General features: G+C 53.8%; 20 protein-coding genes and 1 pseudogene. 15 read left to right on the top strand and 6 right to left on the bottom strand.

The window, feature by feature from the left end:
• Positions 1-121 precede the first annotated feature (121 nt).
• The 7 genes from ACZ1HV_RS02415 to ACZ1HV_RS02385 all read left to right on the top strand — a co-directional run bounded on the left by ACZ1HV_RS02415 (position 122) and on the right by ACZ1HV_RS02385 (position 6,245).
• A complete protein-coding gene (locus ACZ1HV_RS02415; protein WP_298815231.1) occupies positions 122-346 on the top strand; it encodes a twin-arginine translocase TatA/TatE family subunit in 225 nt (74 codons plus the stop codon).
• Positions 347-387: 41 nt separating this feature from the next.
• A complete protein-coding gene (tatB, locus tag ACZ1HV_RS02410; protein ID WP_472717209.1) occupies positions 388-834 on the top strand; it encodes a Sec-independent protein translocase protein TatB in 447 nt (148 codons plus the stop codon).
• Positions 831-1,625, top strand: a complete 795-nt coding sequence (tatC, locus tag ACZ1HV_RS02405) for a twin-arginine translocase subunit TatC (RefSeq protein WP_472717208.1) — start codon at positions 831-833, stop codon at positions 1,623-1,625. The genes tatB and tatC overlap by 4 nt, the downstream gene beginning before the upstream one ends.
• 69 nt (positions 1,626-1,694) lie before the next feature.
• Positions 1,695-2,975, top strand: coding sequence for a serine--tRNA ligase (gene serS, locus ACZ1HV_RS02400; protein WP_472717207.1), 1,281 nt, complete (start codon positions 1,695-1,697; stop codon positions 2,973-2,975).
• Positions 2,976-3,099: 124 nt separating this feature from the next.
• A complete protein-coding gene (gene surE, locus ACZ1HV_RS02395; RefSeq protein WP_298815245.1) occupies positions 3,100-3,858 on the top strand; it encodes a 5'/3'-nucleotidase SurE in 759 nt (252 codons plus the stop codon).
• A gap of 21 nt (positions 3,859-3,879) precedes the next feature.
• Entirely contained in the window at positions 3,880-4,572 is a 693-nt protein-coding gene (locus ACZ1HV_RS02390; RefSeq protein ID WP_472717206.1) for a protein-L-isoaspartate(D-aspartate) O-methyltransferase, read from the top strand.
• A gap of 488 nt (positions 4,573-5,060) precedes the next feature.
• Positions 5,061-6,245: a peptidoglycan DD-metalloendopeptidase family protein gene (locus ACZ1HV_RS02385; RefSeq protein WP_472717205.1), complete on the top strand. Its 1,185-nt coding sequence runs from the start codon at positions 5,061-5,063 to the stop codon at positions 6,243-6,245.
• A 47-nt stretch (positions 6,246-6,292) separates the two neighbouring features.
• Here ACZ1HV_RS02385 and ACZ1HV_RS02380 read toward each other — a convergent pair whose 3' ends face one another.
• Positions 6,293-7,165 (bottom strand): ATP-binding protein, encoded by an 873-nt coding sequence (locus tag ACZ1HV_RS02380; protein ID WP_472717204.1) that lies wholly within the window; start codon positions 7,163-7,165, stop codon positions 6,293-6,295.
• Between the two features lie 239 nt (positions 7,166-7,404).
• Here ACZ1HV_RS02380 and yajC point away from each other — a divergent pair, with 239 nt between their 5' ends.
• The 5 genes from yajC to ACZ1HV_RS02355 all read left to right on the top strand — a co-directional run bounded on the left by yajC (position 7,405) and on the right by ACZ1HV_RS02355 (position 11,663).
• The gene (gene yajC, locus ACZ1HV_RS02375; RefSeq protein ID WP_298815256.1) at positions 7,405-7,743 is read left to right on the top strand and encodes a preprotein translocase subunit YajC; all 339 of its coding nucleotides are present in this window, start codon (positions 7,405-7,407) and stop codon (positions 7,741-7,743) included.
• A 74-nt stretch (positions 7,744-7,817) separates the two neighbouring features.
• Positions 7,818-9,428 carry a protein translocase subunit SecD gene (gene secD, locus ACZ1HV_RS02370; RefSeq protein ID WP_298815562.1) on the top strand — a complete coding sequence of 537 codons (1,611 nt, stop codon included), beginning with the start codon at positions 7,818-7,820 and terminating at the stop codon, positions 9,426-9,428.
• A 15-nt stretch (positions 9,429-9,443) separates the two neighbouring features.
• Complete coding sequence (secF, locus tag ACZ1HV_RS02365; RefSeq protein ID WP_298815259.1) at positions 9,444-10,394, top strand: protein translocase subunit SecF; 951 nt, start codon at positions 9,444-9,446, stop codon at positions 10,392-10,394.
• A gap of 12 nt (positions 10,395-10,406) precedes the next feature.
• Positions 10,407-10,784 carry an Mth938-like domain-containing protein gene (locus ACZ1HV_RS02360; RefSeq protein ID WP_472717203.1) on the top strand — a complete coding sequence of 126 codons (378 nt, stop codon included), beginning with the start codon at positions 10,407-10,409 and terminating at the stop codon, positions 10,782-10,784.
• 27 nt (positions 10,785-10,811) lie between these two features.
• Positions 10,812-11,663 carry a phytoene/squalene synthase family protein gene (locus ACZ1HV_RS02355; RefSeq protein ID WP_298964141.1) on the top strand — a complete coding sequence of 284 codons (852 nt, stop codon included), beginning with the start codon at positions 10,812-10,814 and terminating at the stop codon, positions 11,661-11,663.
• A gap of 27 nt (positions 11,664-11,690) precedes the next feature.
• Here ACZ1HV_RS02355 and trmFO read toward each other — a convergent pair.
• Positions 11,691-13,108: pseudogene (trmFO, locus tag ACZ1HV_RS02350) on the bottom strand (methylenetetrahydrofolate--tRNA-(uracil(54)-C(5))-methyltransferase (FADH(2)-oxidizing) TrmFO).
• A 244-nt stretch (positions 13,109-13,352) separates the two neighbouring features.
• Between trmFO and ACZ1HV_RS02345 the strand changes: the two are divergent.
• Positions 13,353-13,745, top strand: coding sequence for a GFA family protein (locus ACZ1HV_RS02345; protein WP_472717202.1), 393 nt, complete (start codon positions 13,353-13,355; stop codon positions 13,743-13,745).
• A gap of 218 nt (positions 13,746-13,963) precedes the next feature.
• Here the strand turns inward: ACZ1HV_RS02345 and ACZ1HV_RS02340 are convergent, their stop codons facing one another.
• The 3 genes from ACZ1HV_RS02340 to uvrA all read right to left on the bottom strand — a co-directional run bounded on the left by ACZ1HV_RS02340 (position 13,964) and on the right by uvrA (position 17,852).
• Positions 13,964-14,113: a DUF1127 domain-containing protein gene (locus ACZ1HV_RS02340; RefSeq protein ID WP_152501844.1), complete on the bottom strand. Its 150-nt coding sequence runs from the start codon at positions 14,111-14,113 to the stop codon at positions 13,964-13,966.
• A 412-nt stretch (positions 14,114-14,525) separates the two neighbouring features.
• Complete coding sequence (locus ACZ1HV_RS02335; RefSeq protein ID WP_298815284.1) at positions 14,526-14,675, bottom strand: DUF1127 domain-containing protein; 150 nt, start codon at positions 14,673-14,675, stop codon at positions 14,526-14,528.
• A gap of 246 nt (positions 14,676-14,921) precedes the next feature.
• Positions 14,922-17,852 carry an excinuclease ABC subunit UvrA gene (gene uvrA, locus ACZ1HV_RS02330; protein WP_472717201.1) on the bottom strand — a complete coding sequence of 977 codons (2,931 nt, stop codon included), beginning with the start codon at positions 17,850-17,852 and terminating at the stop codon, positions 14,922-14,924.
• A 572-nt stretch (positions 17,853-18,424) separates the two neighbouring features.
• Here uvrA and ACZ1HV_RS02325 point away from each other — a divergent pair.
• The gene (locus tag ACZ1HV_RS02325) at positions 18,425-18,955 is read left to right on the top strand and encodes a single-stranded DNA-binding protein (RefSeq protein ID WP_472717200.1); all 531 of its coding nucleotides are present in this window, start codon (positions 18,425-18,427) and stop codon (positions 18,953-18,955) included.
• A 57-nt stretch (positions 18,956-19,012) separates the two neighbouring features.
• On the opposite strand, the gene ACZ1HV_RS02320 is transcribed toward ACZ1HV_RS02325, so the two are convergent.
• Positions 19,013-19,489, bottom strand: coding sequence for a hypothetical protein (locus tag ACZ1HV_RS02320; RefSeq protein WP_472717199.1), 477 nt, complete (start codon positions 19,487-19,489; stop codon positions 19,013-19,015).
• Positions 19,490-19,925: 436 nt separating this feature from the next.
• Here ACZ1HV_RS02320 and ACZ1HV_RS02315 point away from each other — a divergent pair, with 436 nt between their 5' ends.
• A complete protein-coding gene (locus tag ACZ1HV_RS02315) occupies positions 19,926-21,923 on the top strand; it encodes a L,D-transpeptidase family protein (RefSeq protein ID WP_472717198.1) in 1,998 nt (665 codons plus the stop codon).
• Position 21,924: the final 1 nt, after the last annotated feature.

Below are 21,924 nucleotides of genomic sequence, written 5' to 3'. Positions count from 1 at the left end.
TATCCGATTAATCATTGTGTCTAAGTGCATTAAATGATCATGTCGGACATATTGCAGGGAGGTGGCCCTTTTTGTAAGAAGGGCCCAAGGGCTTTAAAGCCGGTTATCAGGAGTTTGGCGTATGGGCATTAGTATTTGGCAGATCTTGATCATAGCAGTGGTCGTGGTTCTGCTGTTCGGACGTGGAAAGATTTCCGAACTCATGGGCGATGTTGCCAAGGGGATCAAGAGCTTCAAAAAAGGCATGGCTGAAGACGATACAGCCGATACCCCTAAGACCATCGACCATCAGAACAGCGAAGCGGCTCCAGCCGCCAAAGCTGAAGATCAGACCAAAGCGAGCTGATCTTAATCTGCATCGCGTCTCCTTAAGGGACGAGACATCTCATGTTCGATATCGGCTGGACCGAACTCTTGGTGATTGCCAGCGTGGCAATCATCGTTGTGGGGCCAAAAGACCTGCCGCGCATGCTGCGCACGCTCGGGCAGACGATGGGCAAAATGCGCCGCATGTCGCGCGAATTCCAGTCCACGTTCAACGATGCACTGCGTGAGGCCGAACAGCAGGCCGATATCGCGGACATGAAAAAACAGGTCGAGGACGTCGCCAACTTCAATCCTTTGGGTGACTTGAAGAAGTCCATCGAAGAGGACGCCACAAAGGCAACCGGCAAATCAAAAGACGCTGAACCTTCTGAAAAAGCCGAAGCCGAGCCACCCAAGGCCGAGGTTGAAGCACCAACCAAACCTGCAGAGACGACCAGCAATGCTCCTGTCGCTGAGGCAACAGCCAAGTCGGACAGTAAGCCCGCGACGGAAGATGTGAAGGCATGAGCCAGGAAGATATCGACGACTCCAAAGCGCCGCTGATTGAGCACCTGATCGAATTGCGCCAAAGATTGATGTGGTCAATCGGTGCGATTCTGGTGATGTTCGTAATCTGCTTCTACTTTGCGACAGACATATACAACATCCTGACCATTCCCTATATCCGCGCAGCGGGAGATGGGCATCCGGTTGAGATGATCTTCACCGCACCTCAGGAATGGTTCTTCACGCAATTGAAGCTCGCGCTCTTCGGCGCTTTGTTTCTCGCGTTTCCTGTCGTTGCCAGCCAGATTTACATGTTTGTGGCACCAGGCCTTTACAAAAACGAGCGCGGCGCGTTTCTGCCGTTCCTGATCGCGACACCAATCCTGTTTCTGATTGGTGCCTGTCTGGTCTATTTCCTCATCATGCCAATGGCGATGGGTTTTTTCCTCTCGCAGGAACAATTGGCTCGCGAGGGGCAGGTTGCCATTCAGCATCTTGCCAAGGTCAGTGAGTATCTTGGCTTGATCATGATCTTGATCTTTGCGTTTGGTCTGGTCTTTCAGCTGCCGGTGGTACTGACGCTGCTTGGCAGGGCAGGGCTGGTTTCATCTGCCTCGCTGAAAACGAAACGCAAATACGCGATTGTTGGTGCGTTCGCTGCGGCTGCAATTCTGACGCCTCCTGACCCGATCTCGCAGATCGGTCTTGCGCTGCCAACGTTGCTTCTCTACGAAGTCTCCATTCTGTCAGTCAGGCTTGTGGAGAAACAGCGCGCTCAGCGTGAGGCGGAACGAGAAGCGGAAACCGCCTAACCTTCGTTCCCGATATTCAAGCCTTTCCGACGGAATGAGTGTACAACGACCGTCGTTCGGAAAGTGAAGATGTTTGATATCAAGTGGATCAGGGAAAACGCAGACGCATTTGACAAGGCTTTGGCAAAAAGGGGTTATGAGGCCTCCGCTGCCAAGCTGATCGCGCTGGATGATTCCCGCCGTTCCCATATCACCAAGCTTCAGGAAGCCCAGGAACGACGCAACGCTGCTTCAAAAGAGGTCGGCAAGGCCAAGGGTTCAGGCAATGAGGCCCGGGCGCAAGAGTTGATCGACGAAGTGGCCCAGATCAAAGCGTTCATCCAGTCTGGTGAAGAAGAAGAGCGCACACTTGTCGGTAATCTGGAAGCTGCCATGGCGGTTATTCCAAATCTGCCGCATGAAGATGTGCCCGTTGGGTCAGACGAGAAAGACAACGTTCTCCTCAAGACCCACGGTGAACGCCCAACCTTCACCTTCAATGAAGCTCCGAAAGAACATTACGAACTGGGCGAAGCTCTCGGAGACATGGATTTTGCCGCGGCAGCGAAGCTCTCAGGCTCTCGCTTTGTGGTGTTGAAGGGACAAATTGCGCGCCTGGAGCGGGCTCTTGGCCAATTCATGATCGATCTGCACACGCAAGAGAACGGATACACGGAAGTATCCCCGCCGCTCCTCGTCAATGCGGACCCACTCTATGGAACCGGCCAACTCCCCAAGTTTGAAGAAGATCTCTTCAAATCGACCACGGATCACTATCTGATCCCGACAGCTGAGGTTCCGCTGACGAACCTGGTTGCGGGTGAAATCCTGAGCGATGACCAGCTGCCGGTGCGTGTTACGGCTCTTACCTATTGTTTCCGGTCAGAAGCTGGATCAGCAGGGCGCGACACAAGAGGCATGCTCAGGCAGCACCAGTTCCTCAAGTGCGAGTTGGTTTCCGTTACCCGGCCTGAAGAGTCTCTGGATGAGTTGGACCGGATGCTGGGCTGTGCGGAACTGATCCTGCAAAAACTTGGTCTGCATTACCGCGTCATGACCTTGTGCACGGGAGACATGGGATTTGGCGCCCGAAAAACCTACGATATCGAAGTGTGGCTTCCGGGTCAGGACGCTTACCGAGAAATTTCTTCCTGTTCGGTCTGCGGGGACTTTCAGGCGCGCCGAATGAACGCAAGGTATCGGCCGGCCGATTCCAAACAGCCGCTTCATGTTCACACTCTGAACGGATCTGGTATTGCTGTCGGGCGCGCATTGATTGCAGTGCTTGAGAACTACCAGAACGGCGACGGATCCATCACGGTTCCCGAAGTGTTGCGTCCTTATATGGGTGGCCTTGAAAAGCTCGGCTAGCATCGCGCATGAACTGAACGGTTTGGGTTCGGTACACGACGATTTCATTTCCGGCCGGCATCCCCCGGGGTGTCGACCGGGATATTTTTGCGGCCGAAATTGACCTGAATGGAGTAGGGCGGAAATGCGGATTTTGATCACCAATGACGATGGCATACTGTCTGAAGGCCTGACGTCACTTGAGAGAATTGCCAGGACCTTGTCTGATGATGTCTGGGTGATCGCTCCGGAAACGGATCAAAGTGGTGTCGCCCATTCGCTGACACTCAATGATCCTCTGCGACTTCGCCAAATTGATGAGCGTCGGTTTGCCCTAAAAGGAACACCGACCGATTGCGTGATCATGGGTGTTCGTCAAGTTCTGCCGGAAGCACCGGATCTTGTGCTTTCTGGCATCAACAGGGGCCAGAACCTTGCAGAGGACGTGACTTACTCGGGGACTGTTGCTGGTGCAATGGAAGCTGCCATCCTGGGCATTCGTTCCATTGCTGTTTCACAGGCCTATGATTGGGGTTTTTCTTCTCAAATTTCGTTTGCAACGGCGGAAGCCCATGCGCCGGCGTTGTTCAGGAAACTGATCGACTTTGACCTGCCGCCATATTCTCTACTTAACGTCAATTTTCCGTCATGCGATGCTGACTCGGTCAAAGGTGTAAAGGTGACCGTGCAAGGCCATCATGAACAGAGCGGACTTTCGATAGATGCGCGTACAGATACGCGCGGCGCCCCATACTACTGGTTACGGTTTCAGGACAGGGGTAACTCGGTTCTTGATAATTCCGACCTGCAGGCAATTGCCGATGGATATGTTTCCGTTTCACCGTTACGCATAGATTTGACAGCCCACGACTTGGTGAGTCGCCTGGCTGGGGCACTTCAGTAATCCCGTATCGGGGAGCAATGCATGGCCGGACATCCGACCGGCGGAGAAGCAACGTCAGGGTCAAGGGCGCTACCGGACGAGTCAGAGGCTCGCGCAGCGCTGGCCCTCGCTTTGAGACGGCGCGGTATCAGCGCAACAAACGTTCTTGCTGCCATCGAGAGAGTGCCGCGCCGTTTGTTTCTGTCAGCACGGCATCACAGTCTTGCATACGAAGATGCTGCCCTGCCAATAGAATGCGGTCAGACCGTTTCAGCTCCTTCGCTGGTTGCCTTGATCATGCAGGCTCTTGACCTTTCCCAAGAACACGCAGTCCTGGAAATCGGGACGGGGTCAGGATACCAAGCTGCAATCCTGTCTCATCTTGTTGGCCGTGTCGAAACTCTGGACCGCTTTTCAACGCTTATCGACCTCGCAACACGCCGCTTTGCCGCCTTGAAACTTGCAAATGTCAAAGCGCGTCATGAAGACGGTTTCGAGGGACTTCAAAAACAGGGGCCCTTCGATCGCATCGTGGTCAATGCTGCAATCGAAGCCGTACCTGATCCCTGGATACAGCAATTGAAACCGGGTGGCATATTGATTGCGCCCGTCGGCAAGACTAAGCAGCCGCAGCCTCTGATCAGGTTCCAAAAGACGGACAACGTGATGACTGCTGAAACACTCACCACTATCCGCACAGTGATGTTGCAGCATGGGTTGGCCAAGAAGCTTTAAGAGAATGGAATCAGAAGGCCTCCTGGCCATCCTGAATTGCAGATCTTGGAACAGCTTTTGGCTCAGATTTACTATGTCAGCGCGATTTGAGTTTTTATGTACAGCTCGAAATACTGAAGAAACAGCGTTTTCCGCGACCTTTCTGCCCGGTCTTTAGCCTTTATAAACCTTACTGCCTTCTACTCTTAACCATAACAGTCATTGTTAGCAGTCAGAGTTTAGGCGATGAAAAAGCGGATGCGTACCCTCCGCGGGGATCTTTTGAGCAAGGTAGCGACGGCATCACTCCTTGCTGCCGTATTGGCGGGATGTTCCGGCGCGGTTGAGCGGTTTGGTGAACCTCCGTTTTATACCGGAAACACACAGAATCAGCGGAACATTCTGAACGGTGGCCAAAAGCAGCCTACCTATCAGGATATCGCCAATGGTCCGGGGGAACGAGTGCGGGGCTGCCACAGTCAAACACAGCTCCCGTGACGACGGGTTCCGTGACTAAGAGCACGTCGCAGATAAGCTCGGCGCCTTTGCCTGCACCTGCGCAGTCTGGATCTCTTCCGATCAAACCATCACCGATCGCGGTAAAACCTGCCCCTGAAATTTCGAGTGCCCCGGTTGTAGCTGCTGCTGCAGGGCAGGCGAAAAGCTGGAAAGGCTGGACCTCTACGGGTGGTACCAGAGTGCAGGTTCGTCAGGGCGATAGTGTGCAGTCCATGGCCCGTCGATTTGGTGTTCCGGAAAAAGCAATTCTGGCTGTCAACGGGATCAGTAACCCGAGCCAGGTGCGTCCCGGACAGAGCATTATCATTCCGACTTATGTTTATTCGGAGCGGAATGGGTCGACCAGCGTTGCCGCAGACAAGGTGCAATTGCCAAAGGCAGTCGCAAATGAGCGCGTTGTTACGGGATCTGTGCCAACTTCAGCTGCTGGGATGCCAAAGCCTGACAGGAAGCCCTTTAGTCAGCCGACTTTTGCCGATATCAGCCAAGGCGAAACCGTTGTTGAAGAAGTTGAAATCATTCGTGTAAGCACTTTGCCCAAAAAGAAGCCTTCAGGCTTTGGTCAATCGCTTACGACAGCTTCGATCAAGAGCAATTCAACAGACGGAGTGCCATCACCGCGGCGCCAGCCTGGCGATGCGGCGGTCAATCCAACGGCGGTTGCAGCAGCACCTTCCGGTGCAGTGGACAAAAACAGCTTACCAGCACCGGCTTTGACCGAAGAGGCAAGGCCGACGGCACCGATCAAGACACCGACCCAGGTTGCCAGCGTTCGTCCTGACGCCAACGCTTCTACAGAAAAGTTTCGGTGGCCGGTACGCGGCCGGATCATTTCCGATTTCGGCAGCAAACCTGGTGGTGGCAAGAACGAGGGTGTGAATCTGGCGGTTCCAGAAGGTACACCGGTAAAAGCCGCAGACGGTGGAACCGTTATCTACTCAGGTAACGAACTTAAAGGGTACGGAAATCTTGTACTCGTAAGACACGACGAAGGCTGGGTTTCCGCCTACGCGCACAATAGCGAACTGAAGGTCAAGCGCGGCGATACTGTCCGCCGCGGTGATGTTGTCGGCCTTGCCGGTAAGACGGGTTCGGTGAACCAACCGCAAGTTCATTTTGAATTGCGCAAAGGCAACAAGCCTGTCGACCCGCTTAATCACTTGCCTCGCAGATAACTTCTCGATTGCGGAAAAAAGCCCGGCAAATTGACCGGGCTTTTTTGTTAGTTGAGCGACTTGCCGAGCCGTCCGGCCAGATCCTGGATGAACTGATAAGCGACGCGGCCAGAGCGGCTGCCACGTGTCGTTGCCCATTCCAGGGCCTCCGAACGCATACGGTCTTCAGCAATTTCCAACCCATAGTGTGTTGCATAGCCACGCACCATGTCCAAATAGTCGTCCTGGCTGCACTTGTGGAAACCTAGCCAGAGGCCAAACCGGTCTGAGAGTGACACTTTTTCCTCTACGGCTTCGGCCGGATTAATGGCTGTAGATCGTTCGTTTTCGATCATGTCACGAGGAAGCAGATGCCGGCGATTTGATGTCGCGTAGAAGATAACATTGTCTGGCCGGCCTTCTATCCCGCCTTCCAGGACGGCTTTCAACGATTTATAGGACGTGTCATCATTGTCGAAACTCAGATCGTCACAAAAGACGATGAATCTGAGAGGGGACTTTCGGATTTCTGTCATGAGTTTGGGAAGTGATTCTATATCTTCTCGATGAATTTCTATGAGTTTCAGAGATGACGAACCGTTTTCAGCGTTGACGGACGCATGTGCAGCCTTGACCAGCGAAGATTTCCCCATGCCCCTTGCGCCCCAAAGCAACGCATTGTTGGCCGGCAGTCCGTTTGCAAACCGTCTTGTATTTTCCAACAACAGGTCACGGACATGTGAAACGGCGCAAAGAAGTTCGATATCGACTCGATTGACCGCCTTTACGGGCTGCAGTTCACCGGGTTCTGGAACCCAGACAAAGGCGTCAGCAGAGTTCCAGTCGGGTTGGCTGGCTTTTGCCGGGACCGCTCTGGCGATGAGCTCAATAAGGGAATCGAGTTTGGCACTAAGCGCGGCGATGTCGTTTTGCGTGTTCATTCTTCTTGCAAGCCCTGTCAAAAAGGCCCATGTGAGGCCCTGAAAGTACCGGCGGTTGGAGTAACACGCAGACTGAAACACGAAAACGTCAGTTATTCCCATACCGGTACGCCGGAAACTGCTTGGAAAGCTTGAAAAGAAGCGCGCCACCGTTATAGTCCGCGCCACCAGAATGAGAGCGTTTTTGCCGGGGGTAGGGTTTTCCCGGGCAATGAATAGCGCCACCTTAGGAGAATTGAATGTTCATCACCCCAGCCTATGCGCAGACCGCCGGAGCAGGTGGAATGGAGTCCCTTCTTTACGGTCCGATTCCAATGATGGTCGCGCTGTTTGCGATCATGTACTTTCTGATCATTCGCCCGCAACGGCAACGTATGAAACAGCACCAGGAATTGGTCTCGAACCTGCGTCGCGGCGACACGGTCGTTACCACGGGCGGTTTGATCGGCAAGGTGGCAAAGGTCGTTGACGACGGCGAAATTCAGCTGGAGCTGTCTGAAGGTGTGAAAGTACGCGTTGTTCGCGGCATGGTTCAGGAAGTTCGCTCAAAGACTGAGCCTGTCAAAGACAACGGCTAGGATCCCGTTCCGCCGTTCAGAATATTATTGCCGGGCCGGTCTGATGTCGGCCCGGGCGCTTTTAAGGCTTGACTATGCTCTATTTCGCTCGCTGGAAAATCGCGCTGATCGTGATTGTGGTTGCTGCAGGCATCCTGACCACGCTGCCGAATTTCTTTTCCCAAAAACAGCTTGATAGCTGGCCAGATTTCCTGCCGAAGAGCCAGATGGTTCTGGGGCTTGATCTTCGAGGAGGTGCATATCTCCTCTATGAAGTCGATCAGCAGGATTACATCCAAAAGCGCATGAAAGCGCTTGTCAGCGATATCCGGGCAACGTTGAGGGAAAACCCCAGAATTGGCTACACCGGTCTTGGTGTGCAAGGGGAAACGGCCCAGGTCCGAATTCGCGATCTGACCCGCCTCGGCGAGGCGGAAGAGCGGCTTGAACCTCTGGTCAATCCTCTAGTATCCAACCTTTTTGGCGGTCAACCGGTCAATGAATTCGCGATGGCTGTCTCCGACGACGGTCTGGTTCGGTTCACCTACACCGAACAGGGTCTTGAAGACCGCATGACCAACATTGTTCAACAATCCATTGAAGTCATTCGGCGACGCGTTGACGAACTCGGCACAACGGAACCGAGCATTCAGCGACAAGGTGCGGACCGCATTCTGGTCGAGGCTCCCGGCGAAGATGATCCCGAGCGCCTGAAAGACGTGATCGGAACGACCGCGCAATTGACGTTCCATATGGTCGACACATCCATGTCCGGCGATCAGGCGCTTCAGAACCGCCCTCCAGTCGGAACCATTGTGCTGATGTCGGTGGACGACCCTCCGATACCTTATTTGCTTGAAGAAGTACCGCTGCTCGCCGGCGAGGACCTGGTGGATGCGCAGGTCAGCTTTGATCAACGCAACAACGAACCTGTGGTCAACTTCCGCTTCAATCAGTCTGGTGCGCGTGAATTCGCCCGAATTTCAACGCAGAACGTGAACAGAGCGTTCGCAATCGTACTCGACAATGAAGTCATTTCAGCGCCGGTCATTCGGGAGCCGATCACTGGAGGTTCGGGTCAGATTTCCGGGAACTTTACCGTCGATAGCGCCAACAATCTTGCCGTTCTGCTGCGTGCTGGTGCGCTTCCGGCTCAGTTGACCGTCATCGAGGAGCGATCCATCGGTCCTGGTCTTGGTGCGGATTCGGTTGAAGCTGGCCGGATCGCCTCAATCATCGCTGGAGCTGCTGTGATCGTCTTCATGATCCTGGCTTACGGCCGGTTCGGTGTGATCGCCGACCTCGCTCTAACGGCCAATATATTCCTGATTTTCGGTGCGCTCACATTTCTGCAGGCAACGCTAACCTTGCCGGGGATTGCCGGGATCGTTTTGACAATCGGTATGGCTGTGGACGCCAACGTGCTGATTTTTGAGCGAATACGAGAGGAAGCACGAGCTGGACGATCCGTCATATCAGCCATTGATGCCGGATATAGTCGGGCACTCGGCACAATTCTTGATGCCAACATCACCACGCTTATCGCAGCCGTTATCCTGTTCCAGCTCGGATCTGGACCCGTGCGCGGTTTCGCAGTGACGCTGGCGATCGGGATTTTCACGACCGTCTTCTCAGCTTTCACCTTCAGTCGGCTATTGGTGGCTCTTTGGATCCGCCAGCGTCGTCCGTCGAAATTGCCGATCTGATCCGGGAGAAATACCATGTTGCTGAGACTTGTTCCGGACAACACAAACATCAAATTTATGTGGCTGCGGAAAGCCAGCTTCCCGCTGTCCATCGTTCTCGTCATAGCCTCACTGGCCGGGTTTTTCCTCGTTGGTATGAACTACGGCATCGACTTCAAAGGCGGAACAATTATCGAGATCAAGACCGATGGTCCGGCAGATATCGGTGCAATTCGTTCTGAGCTGGGTGAGCTTAACCTGGGCGACGTTCAGGTACAGGAGTTCGGTGCGTCCGACGACATCCTGATCCGCGTGGAAGAACAGCCTGGCGGCGAACTGGCGCAGCAATCCGTTGTCCAGCGCATCCGTACTATTTTTGAGGACGACAATGTCGACTTCCGCCGGGTGGAAGTCGTGGGTCCGCGTGTATCCGGAGAACTGGCACAGGCAGGTGCGATCGCCGTGATCGCTTCCTTGCTGGCCATCATGTTCTATATCTGGTTCCGCTTCGAATGGCATTTTGCCATTGGTGCAATCCTGACCACGGCCAATGACGTTGTGATTACCATTGGCTTGTTCGTGCTGCTACAGCTGGATTTCTCATTGTCGAGTATCGCGGCGGTCCTGACCATTATCGGTTATTCGCTCAACGATACCGTCGTGGTCTATGACCGGATTCGCGAGAACCTTCGAAAATACAAGAAGCGTCCGCTGGCAGATATTCTCGACCAGTCCATCAACGAGACGTTGTCCAGGACGACCATGACTTCCGTGACGACCCTTTTGGCTCTGATATCGCTCTATGTCTTTGGCGGCGAGGTCATTCAGTCCTTCACGCTTGCCATGATTTTCGGCATTGTCATCGGAACCTATTCGTCCATCTTCCTGGCGGCGCCGTTCCTGATCCTGCTGAACCTGCGGCCGGACGCGCTGTCGTCTAAGGATGATGATGGCAAAAAGGGTTCGGATGCCGAGGCGACCGCATAAGGCCGGCTGGTGATGGAAATCCGGGACGCGCATTTTCCGGGGCGGGCGCCGCTGGATGCCTATGGCGAAGGCGGCTTTCGCTTTGCCGAGATGTCTCATCGCGGATCACTGCTGTGTGTCCCGAGCGGAATATACGGCTGGAATGTCTGCGAACCTGAGAGCTTCTCCCAAATCGCATTCGACAGAGTGTTCCAGGAACAGGACGATATTGAAGTTCTGCTGATCGGTACAGGGAGAGAACTGCGTCCTTTGCCACAAGACCTCAAGGTTTTGTTTCGCGAGGCTGGCATTCTGGCGGACCCGATGTCGACAGGCGCCGCCGTGCGCACCTTTAATGTTCTTTTGTCGGAAGACAGAGCAGTTGCCGCGGCGCTACTGGCGGTGGACTGACAACCGAACCGGACCATATGTGCAGATATGACCACTGACTTTGATCACGCGGCCGATATCGCACGCCAATTCGACAAGGATCGCTATCTAAGCGCTCTGCTTGCGCCAGAGAAATCTCGCCCAGGGCTTATGGCACTCTATGCCTTCAGCGCTGAACTTGGTCGAATTCGCGAGTTGGTTTCCGAGCCATTGCCAGGGGAAGTTCGGTTGCAATGGTGGCGAGACCTTCTTGAGGACAACGAACATGGTGCAGCCGCCTCCAATCCCGTCGCAAATGCACTCCTGGAAACGATTGCTCAGTATCAATTGCCAAGGCAAAGTCTCATCGCCATGACAGAGGCTCGAATTTTCGACCTCTACAACGATCAGATGCCATCTCTGAATGATCTTGAAGGTTACGCGGGCGAAACCGTCTCCGGTCTCATTCAATTGGCTTGCCTGGTCCTCAATGACGGCAAGGACCCGGGGACGGCAATCGCTGCAGGTCACGCCGGAGTTGCCTACGCGCTGACGGGCTTGATGCGAGCATTGCCCTGGCACGCCGCTCGTCAGCAAATGTACCTGCCCAAAGATCTGCAGGCGCGACACAATCTTGATCCGGCAACTGTATTCAAAGGCGAAACGACGCCGGAACTGCGCGCGGTTCTCACAGAACTTCGTGCGCATGTACGACATCATCTAGAGCGGGTGCGGTCTGCATCCGTGGAGGTGCCAAGTTGCTGCACTCCAGCATTCCTGCCGCTTGTTTTGGTTGAACCCTTCTTGAAAAAACTGGAAGCAACTGGTTTTGATCCGCTGAAGCAGAGCGCCGACCTGTCGCAAGTGAAGCGTCAATGGATCATGTGGCGTGCCAGTCGAAACCTTTTTGATAAGCTCTAAGCGGGTTGGAAAGATCCCTGCAAGCGACTATTCCGCTGCTGTTTGTTCCAGATCCAGACCCGATTTCCAGGCAAGAAAGTCGACTTTTGCACGGTCGGTCAGGGCCCTTTTTTCGCCCTGGTCTTGTCTTTGCCCTTCAGACGTTTGCCGTTCTCATCTTTTGTCGGCGGTTCAATGGGTGGAAAGAGGCCAAAATTGACATTCATCGGCTGGAATGAACTTGGTTTTCCCGCTCCGTCCTCTCTGCTGATGTGGCCGCCGGTAATGTGTCCGAGCAGGGCACCCATTGCCGTGGTGTCAGGCGGCGTGAGAATGTCTTGGCCGCGCACCTCTCGAACTGCAAACAGCCCGGCCATGCAGCCGACGCTTGCCGATTCAACATAGCCTTCACAGCCTGTTATCTGACCGGCAAACCGCATGCGCGGATCCGCCTTGAGACGTAGCGTCTCGTCGAGAACCTTCGGAGAGTTCAGAAAGGTATTGCGGTGCAGGCCACCCAGTCGGGCAAATTGCGCATCTTCAAGACCGGGTATCATTTTGAAAATGTCAGCCTGTGCACCGTATTTAAGTTTGGTCTGAAAACCGACCATGTTGTACAGCGTGCCCAGGGCATTATCCTGCCTCAGCTGAACCACAGCATAGGCTTTGACGTCAGGATTGTGAGCATTGGTCAGCCCCATTGGCTTCATAGGGCCGTGCCGAAGTGTTTCACGCCCTCGTGCAGCCATGACTTCGATTGGCAGACAACCGTCGAAATAGGGCGTGTTGGCTTCCCATTCCTTGAAATCGGCGGTATCCCCGGCAATCAGTGCATCAATGAACGCCTCATACTGGTCTTTGTCCAATGGACAATTGAGATAGTCTTTGCCCGTGCCACCCGGTCCAACCTTGTCATATCGCGATTGGAACCAGGCCTTGGAAAGATCGACTGAGTCAAAGTGAACGATTGGGGCAATAGCGTCGAAAAACGCCAATGAATCCTCACCGCTGAGGCCCAGTACTGCCTGCGACAGGGCTGGGGAGGTGAGCGGACCAGTTGCGACAATCACTTTTTCCCAGTCTTCGGGTGGAAGTCCGTCGATTTCGGCGCGGTCGATTGTAATTCTTGGATGACCTTCGAGCGCAGTTGTCACCGCGTTCGAGAAACCGTTGCGATCGACAGCCAACGCGCTGCCTGCAGGTACCTGATTGGCATCCGCTGATGCCATGATCAGTGAACCGAGTTGACGAAGTTCATGATGTATCAGGCCAACGGCATTCTGTTCGTTGTCGTCGGAACGGAAAGAGTTGGAGCAGACGAGTTCCGCCAACCCATCGGTCTGGTGCGCGTCTGTTTTTCTGACCGGACGCATCTCGTGCAACACAACATCAATTCCGGCCTGAGCGATCTGCCATGCGGCTTCCGAGCCGGCAAGGCCGCCGCCAATTACGTGAATGGGGCTCATTTGTCTTCCCTGGGGGCAATGCCGGCAAATACAGGCTATTATGCACCTGTCTCCGGTTCGAACATTTAGGTAGTGATTATCCACATTCAGCGCCAATCGCAATTGTTTCCCGACAAGCCTAAGGTCTTTCCGAAGCGTGGATGTGTTGGCTATCCGTCGGGCTTGATTGCAATGTCTTGGTCTTAATTGCAGCTTTCGCGCGTCAAGGTCCGAATATCGTTTCTGTCGATCAAAGGAGAAAACAATGTATAGGGGCTCTTGTCACTGTGGTCGGGTCAGCTTTCTTGTCGATGCAAAAATCGATCACGCTCGGCAATGCGATTGTTCAATTTGCAGCAAACGAGGGCTCTTGACGTTCAGAGTGCCTAAAGCGGCACTCAACCTGAAAGGCGATTTGGAGGACTTGATCCAATATCGCTGGGGAACGAGGACTGCTGTCGACTACTTTTGCCCCACATGCGGAGTTTTGCCGTTTCGGCGTCCCAGTCAACCGACGCCTGAAGAGCAGGAAGCCGGTCTGGATTCGTTCGACGGCTGGTCCATAAATCTCAGGTGCCTTGATAATTTCAATTTCGACGATCTACCGAAGCGCCGGATATTTGGCAGTCGCCTGCAAATCCGAAGCAGACCAGCGTAGCCTGGGTTGAGAACCGCAAGCAGTCACTCGTCCGAACCTGCCGGCTGCGAATTCGGCAAGGCGTCGTCGATTGAATTGGAGTTTCCGTCTCGAAAAGAGACACAAAAAAACGCCAGCCGGTGGGAGGAGGATCCGGCAGGCGTTTTTTTATACCTGCGCTGTTGGCGCAGGGCAGCAATCAGGAACTTGGGAGGAGGATAGTTCCAAACTGCGTATTCTTATTTTGCGGACATACGCGCGTAGTGGCTGATGTCAGCACGAGCAATACCAAGGTCATTCAGTTCCCGGTTGCTCAAGTTGGACAGCTCGTCGTAAGTCTGACGGAAGCGTTTCCAGTTGTTGTATTTGCGAACAACGTTATCGATCATTTTTAAGGCCTTTCGCTATATCTGTGGCCATGGCACCGCGGATCGGCGTCTGGCCCGTTCATCTCTTACGGTTTTGAAGATAGTGTTATTGTGCACTGCGAGGTAGAGGTGAAATCGCGTAACAGGTATGCGATTTTTGCAAGGCAAATTGCCTTTTAACCATTTGAATACCCGGCGTGCGCCCAGTTCACGCATGGCTCTCGTCGCCTTATTTCGCAGTTGCGAAGAAGCGAGGAGTGAGTGTTTTTATGAGTGTGCGGGATACAGGGTGCCAAGCAAACGAACGCCCGCCAGCGGGAGGAGGTGCTGGCGGGCGTCGTTTCGACGTGACAGGGCTGGGAGGAGGATGCCCTGCGTGTCACACGTCCGTTGGCTGGGAGGAGGATGCCTCGGGACGCGATTCTAAATTGTGTTAGCCGTAGTTGCGGCGAGCGACGAATTTGATGTCGCTACGGCTGATGCCGAGGTCGGTAAGTTCGCGGTTGGATAGACGAGACAGCTCATCCACCGCACGGCGGTAACTCACCCAGTTGCTGTACTTCTGTCGCACAGTGTCAAACATCTTCTTGTTCCTTATTCGGCGAGAAGCCTGAACCGCTCGCTCCGTTGTTGATCCATGATATAATTCACCGAGTAAAATAAAAGAAGTGCAATCTCTGCATGACAGGCATGCGTTTGATGCAATGCAGCAAATTCTACTCGAAGAATTCAGTGTGATCTAAAAAACACACTGCAAATCAACAAATTAAAACATAAGGTGCAGTGCACACTTTTCAAGAGTGCGCAGCGCAAATCTTCTAATTGGGTATTATTCAGCTGCGTCGGAGGTCTGCTGTGGGCGCCGATGCAGCAATTCGCGCAAAAACTGCCCGGTGTAGCTTTGTTCAGCTTCTGCCACATCCTCGGGTCGGCCGGTCGCCACAATTGTGCCACCTCCGTCTCCACCTTCCGGCCCCAGATCGATGATCCAGTCCGCAGTCTTGATGACTTCCAGATTGTGCTCGATCACAAGCACCGTGTTCCCCTGGTCGACCAACTCATGCAAAACATCCAAAAGCTTGGCGACATCATGGAAATGCAAACCGGTTGTCGGCTCATCCAATATATAGAGCGTGCGGCCTGTGGAACGTTTCGAGAGCTCCTTCGCAAGCTTTACGCGTTGCGCTTCGCCGCCAGATAGCGTGGTTGCCTGCTGACCAACCTTTATATAGCCAAGCCCGACCCTTGCCAGTGTTTCCATTTTATCTCGTACAGCGGGTACGGCCGCAAAAAACTCTGCCGCCTCTTCAACGGTCATATCGAGCACATCGGCTATGGATTTGCCCTTGAATTCGACTTCCAGCGTTTCGCGATTGTACCGCTTGCCTTGGCAAACGTCACAGGTGACATAAACATCTGGCAGGAAGTGCATTTCAATTTTGATGACACCATCGCCCTGACAGGCCTCGCAGCGGCCACCCTTGACATTGAACGAAAACCGACCGGGTTGATAGCCGCGCGCTTTTGCTTCGGGCATGCCCGCAAACCATTCCCGTATGGGTGTAAATGCGCCGGTATAGGTGGCCGGGTTCGATCGTGGTGTTCTTCCGATTGGCGATTGATCGATATCGATCACCTTGTCCAGCACCTCCAGCCCCTCAATCCGGTCATGTGGGGCAGGGTTGTCACGTGCACCATTCAGGCGACGGGCAGCGGCCTTATACAAGGTGTCTATCAAGAAGGTCGATTTTCCACCTCCAGATACACCCGTGACGCATGTGAATGTGCTGAGCGGCACGTCCACATTGACGTCCTTCAAATTGTTCCCACGTGCGCCTTTGACCGAAAGTTGCCGCTTCTTGTTTATCTTGCGCCGTCCATCAGCTCTGGAAATCATGCGCGCGCCAGACAAATACTCACCGGTAAGAGACTTCGGATTCGCCATGACCTCGGCAGGCGTGCCCTTTGCGACCACCTGGCCGCCATGAACACCAGCACCCGGTCCGACATCAACCACGTAGTCCGCTGTAAGGACAGCGTCTTCATCGTGTTCAACCACGATTACGGTATTGCCAAGGTCACGCAGATGTTTCAGCGTTTCCAGAAGTCTGGCATTGTCTCGCTGGTGCAGACCGATGGAGGGCTCATCCAGCACGTAAAGAACACCCGTAAGCCCAGAACCAATTTGTGAAGCGAGCCGGATGCGCTGGCTCTCGCCGCCGGAAAGGGTGCCGGAAGCGCGGGAAAGTGTCAGATATTCCAATCCGACATCATTCAGAAACTTCAGTCTCTCACGGATTTCCTTCAGGATTCGACCGGCAATTTCGTTCTGTTTTTCATTCAATTGTTCTGGAAGTTTTTCATACCATTCGCTTGCAAGCCGAATGGAGTTTTCGGTTATTTCACCAATGTGCTTTCCGGCGATCTTGACCGCCAATGCCTCAGGTTTCAGGCGAAATCCACTGCATGCCGGACACGCATGGTCTGACTGAAAACGGCTCAGTTCCTCACGTACCCACGTGCTCTCGGTTTCGCGCCAACGTCGTTCGATATTGCCAATTACGCCTTCGAAGGTCTTTTCGGTCCGGTAGCTTCGCACACCATCGTCATAGACAAATTCGATCGCATTCTTTCCCGTCCCGTGAAGAATAGCGTCCTGCACCTCGGAAGGGAGGTCTTTCCAGGGGGTCGCCATTGAAACTTTGAAGTGCCCGCAAAGTGCCTCAAGCGTCTGAGTGTAATAAGGCGACGTCGATCCTGTCTTTGCCCAAGGCAAGACAGCACCTTCTCGCAGCGAAAGAGAGTGATCGGGAACAACCAGGTCTTCCTCGAACGCCAGTGTGGTGCCAAGACCGTCGCAGGTCGGGCAGGCGCCGAAAGGGTTGTTAAAGGAGAAGAGGCGCGGTTCGATTTCCGAAATGGTGAAGCCGGACACCGGGCAGGCAAATTTTTCAGAAAAGATCAGCCGCTTTGCATCACCATTATCTTCAACCTGATCGGCGAATTCCGCGATTGCGATGCCGTCGGCGAGTTTCAGCGCGGTCTCCAGAGAATCGGCAAGTCGCCCCGCGATATCATCGCGCACGACTATACGGTCCACGACAACATCGATGTCGTGTTTGAATTTCTTGTCGAGAGCCGGGGCGTCTGCAATTTCATAAAAGGTGCCGTCAATTTTGACGCGCTGAAACCCCTTTTTCATAAGCTCAGCCAGATCTTTACGGTATTCACCCTTTCTGCCGCGCACCATCGGCGCAAGCAGATAAAGTCTCGCGCCTTCCTCAAGATCCATGACCCTGTCGACCATCTGGCTGACGGTTTGACTTTCGATGGGAAGACCGGTCGCCGGCGAATAGGGCACCCCAACTCGCGCGAACAACAGTCGCATGTAGTCGTAGATTTCCGTGACCGTACCAACGGTCGAACGCGGGTTACGGCTCGTTGTCTTTTGCTCGATCGAGATGGCAGGTGAAAGACCGTCAATCTGGTCCACGTCGGGCTTCTGCATCATTTCCAGGAACTGGCGTGCATAGGCGGACAAGCTTTCGACGTAGCGCCGCTGTCCTTCAGCATAAATCGTATCGAATGCAAGCGACGACTTGCCTGATCCCGATAGACCGGTCATGACGATCAGCCTGTCACGAGGCAAGTCCAGGTCTACGCCTTTTAGATTGTGCTCACGGGCACCCTTGACGCTGATCACCTTGGTCGGGTCATTTTTCCAGCTATTGTCCGACTTGGGTGTCTTGGGCTTGGTCATTCTCGTGTTTCCTGAAGGTCTGCACAGGCGATGATATTGGCAAGTGCAGGGAACTTTGATGTCGGTGTGGCAAATCTTGCCTGCCCGGATATAACAGTTTCCGCCGGTGCTTCCAGTGGGCCAAAGTCACGTTGCTAAAAGACCGGCAACTTTCTTGGGTGTTCGATTGAATCGGTTTTACAGAAATGATAAGAACAAAACAAGTACATGAAATTGGCTACGTCAGGAAGCTTGCGCTGTTTTGGCCTAAATCCAGATGGGTGCAAATGTATCTTCCTGACAGTCTTTGGCGTATTCGATGGCCACAATGCGCCGTGCGGTCAGGTCTCCTGCTTTTAAAGTCCGCTGGGGCGATAAGGCAGATGAACAAGAACGCATCCATGCCACGTTAACCGGGGTTGGCCTGTGGAAAATGAGTGCTTGTGCGGGAAAAAGCGCGCGAAGCTGTTGGCAGGCCGTTAGGGTTCTGGTTCAAGCCGCGGAGCCGGTAGCACGGTTGGACATCAACAAGTTTGCCGACGAGCGAACCGACTGGTGAAGTCGAACCGCAGAATGAAAAACAGGAGAGCAGAATGGCGGGCAGCGTCAACAAGGTAATTTTGGTTGGAAATCTGGGGGCAGATCCGGAAATCCGCCGGACTCAGGACGGTCGGCCGATTGCCAATCTGCGGATCGCAACTTCGGAATCCTGGAGAGATCGAAGCAGTGGTGAGCGTCGGGAGAAAACCGAGTGGCACCGGGTTGTCATCTTCAACGAAGGTTTGTGCAAGGTGGCAGAACAGTATCTGCGTAAAGGATCCAAGATCTATCTTGAAGGCCAATTGCAGACCCGCAAATGGCAAGATCAGTCCGGTCAGGACCGCTATTCCACCGAAGTCGTGCTGCAAGGCTTTAATTCAAACCTGACAATGCTCGACGGGCGCGGCGAGGGCGGTGGGCAACCAGGTGGACTGCCTGACTACGGAAATGACCAGGGCGGTGGCTTCGGCGGCGGTTCAAGTGGCGGTGGCGGCTATGGCGGCGGTCAGAGCGGCGGCGGTTTCAGTGGTCCTTCGAGCGGTGGCGGTGGTGCTGGCCCGATGGATGATGAAATTCCATTCTAGTCAAACGACAAAGGCACGAGAGGCCCTGTTTAGACAGGGGTCTCGTGTGTCATTTTGTTATCCGCCGACATGCGGATCATACGGTGTGCTTGGATCGTCAACGCCGTCATAATATTCTTTCGCAGTTCCCAGACCGCAATGATATACGGCCTCTTCCGCGCGTGTATCTCCACCCGTGATTGGCGCGCCGTTGTGGTGTGCCATTTCGTGAATAATGGTCGCCAAAACCATCCAGCGCCCCGTGTTGAACGCCCGATCACCGATAGCGATTTCGCCGGTCGGCACATGGATCTCTCCATGCAATGGAGAAATCGTAGGACCATAATTTACCCAGATCGAGCTGTCGCTGATCATGTCCGACAAGCTGCGGCCTTTGGGCAGGGTACGGAAATAGGCGTTGCAGGATGGATTGTTTTTTACCATCCGGAACAATTTGCTCCTTGCCCATTTGCACTTCGAGTACTGAGAAGAATCGAAGCTTGTGTATTTCCAGATCGGCGAGGAATGGTCACCGACATTGAATTGGAACGGCATTAGGCCTTCTCCCTTTTGCTCACTTTTTCGTGAGTTCTTATAGGAGAGAGCCGGATTAGATATCGTGATAGCCATCACGCAAGAGCTGAATGCATCGGTTAGCGCACCCATAAAGAGAGTATGGTTTTAGCTGCATCTTCTGGTGGGTGAAATCGAGGCAATAACGTCACACTGAATTGAATTCAAAATCTGTGTACGACGCGTGCTCTTAACCATCTTCAGAAGCCTGATATAGTATCAACGGATTGAAATGAGGTGATTTGCAAAGGCTGTGCAGCGAAAAATGCCCTGCTTTTGCCCGCAGATCACACCAAACGCGACATAATTTCCCGGCAGAACGAACCGGGTGGCGTTTTTCCTTGGCAGGGAATGAGAACATCCGGTCTCCGTGGGCGCGTTGCCGGACCAAAATAAATTTAGTTTTCGGGTTGGAACAATGCGAACAGACACATCAACAAGCAGCAAGCAGGTTAGCGCCAAAGGCAAGGACTCAATTAGGAGCCGCGCCGGAACCTTTTTCGGCACATCCTTGAAAACCGGCCTTATGGCGTCAGTGCTTGCTACAGGCTTTGCCATTGCGCCTGTGGAACCGGCGTCCGCCCAGAATTTCTTTCAGCGCATCTTCAATCCGGAGCATCAGCGACGCGAGCAGGAGCGGCTTCGTCAGGAAGAGCTCCGAAAGAAAGTGTCGAAAGTTCGGGTCTCTGCTCCTCGCTATTTGAACTACCGGCCCGATGACTGGAAACAGCTGCCGCTCGGTGAATTGTCTGAAAAGAAAACCGCAGAGGTTCGGCCAGCGACCCAGAGTGTCGAAGCCGGCGACGCAGCAACTCTGGACGCTGAACCAGCCTCCGTTGCCCCTGTTGTCCTCACTGCCTTTGACGAAGCGCGCCCCGCCTTGAAAGACATGACCATGATGGGGCTTCCCCAGGTTGGGGAAGCGCTTGTTGCCTTCTATCGTGAGCACCCCGATTTTGTCTGGACTGAGGACGGACAACCGACTGCCAAGGCGAGGCAACTTCGCGATGCACTCGAAAAAGCCGGTGACTTCGCCCTCAATCCGGCAGACTATTTTGTGCCGCTTCCGGCAGCAACAGGCGCGGAAGAGGTTGAGCAGGACGCCGCGACAATGCGGTTTGAGATGGCGCTCAGCGCTGCCGCGCTGACATATGTTCTGGATGCCAGGCGTGGCCGCATCGACCCTAACCGAATTTCCCAATACCACGATCTGCCTCGCCATGAAGTTGATCTGGTTGCTGCGCTCGAAGAATTGAAATCTGCAGCGAACGTCGCAGAGAGCCTTCAATCAAACCAGCCGCAGAATGTACATTTCAAAGAGTTGACGGCTGAACTTGCACGTTTGAAGGCTGAAGACGAAGCAACCGATCAAATCGTGATTGCACCTGGAACATTCCTCAAGGCAGGAAAATCCAGTCCGGAAATGAAAAACATCGTTGCTGCGATCCAGAAGAACGGATCGGAGGAACTGAAGACTGTCCACTCAGAAACACTCGAGACGTATGAAGGTGACGACCTTTATTCTCCTGAACTTGTCGCGTTGGTCAAAGCCTTTCAAAAGGAAAACAAGCTGACGCCTGACGGTATCGTCGGCAAGAACTCCATCAATGCTATGGTCGGTGAGACCAATGCCGCCAAGATTGCCAAGGTTGAACTGGCAATGGAACGCAGCCGTTGGATGCCGGAAGAGCTTGGTGAGCGGAAGGTCTTCATCAACCAGCCTGCATTTACCGCAACCTACACAGCCCCCGGGGAAGATCCCTTGTCGATGCGGGTCGTGGTTGGCAAGAAGTCAAACCAGACCAATTTCTTCTACGACAAGATTGAGATCGTGGAATACAACCCTTACTGGGGCGTGCCGTATTCAATCATCGTCAACGAAATGCTGCCGAAACTGGCAAAAGATCCAAGTTATCTGGATCGCTCAGGATACGAAGTAACCACGGCCGGAGGACGGAAAGTATCGTCTTCGTCCGTAAACTGGTATGCCGTTGCTTCAAAACAGCAAACGATCAATGTTCGACAGTATCCCGGTCGGTCGAATGCGCTTGGTGAGGTGAAGATACTCTTCCCGAACAAGCACCATATTTACATGCACGACACGCCATCCAAGAGCCTCTTTAACAAGGACGTACGGGCATTCAGTCATGGCTGTATTCGCCTTCATGACCCGAAAGCCATGGCGGCTGCGGTGCTGGGAAAATCGAAGGATTATGTCAGCTCACGTATTTCAGCCGGACAGAATGAACAGGAGAAAGTGACCGGGGACCTGCCTGTTTACGTTTCCTATTTTACGGCCTGGCCGGAACTTGATGGAACAGTCGCCTATTACTCCGATATCTATGACCGTGACCGGCATCTCTTGAAGGCACTTGAGAAAACGGAAACGGTGCGGGCGAAAGCGCGCGCGTCTTAAG

The sequence above is a fragment of the Roseibium sp. JB4-4 genome (assembly GCF_055693425.1).
Note: the sequence above shows the minus strand (reverse complement) of the source record. Positions and strands in the feature narration are given on the sequence as shown.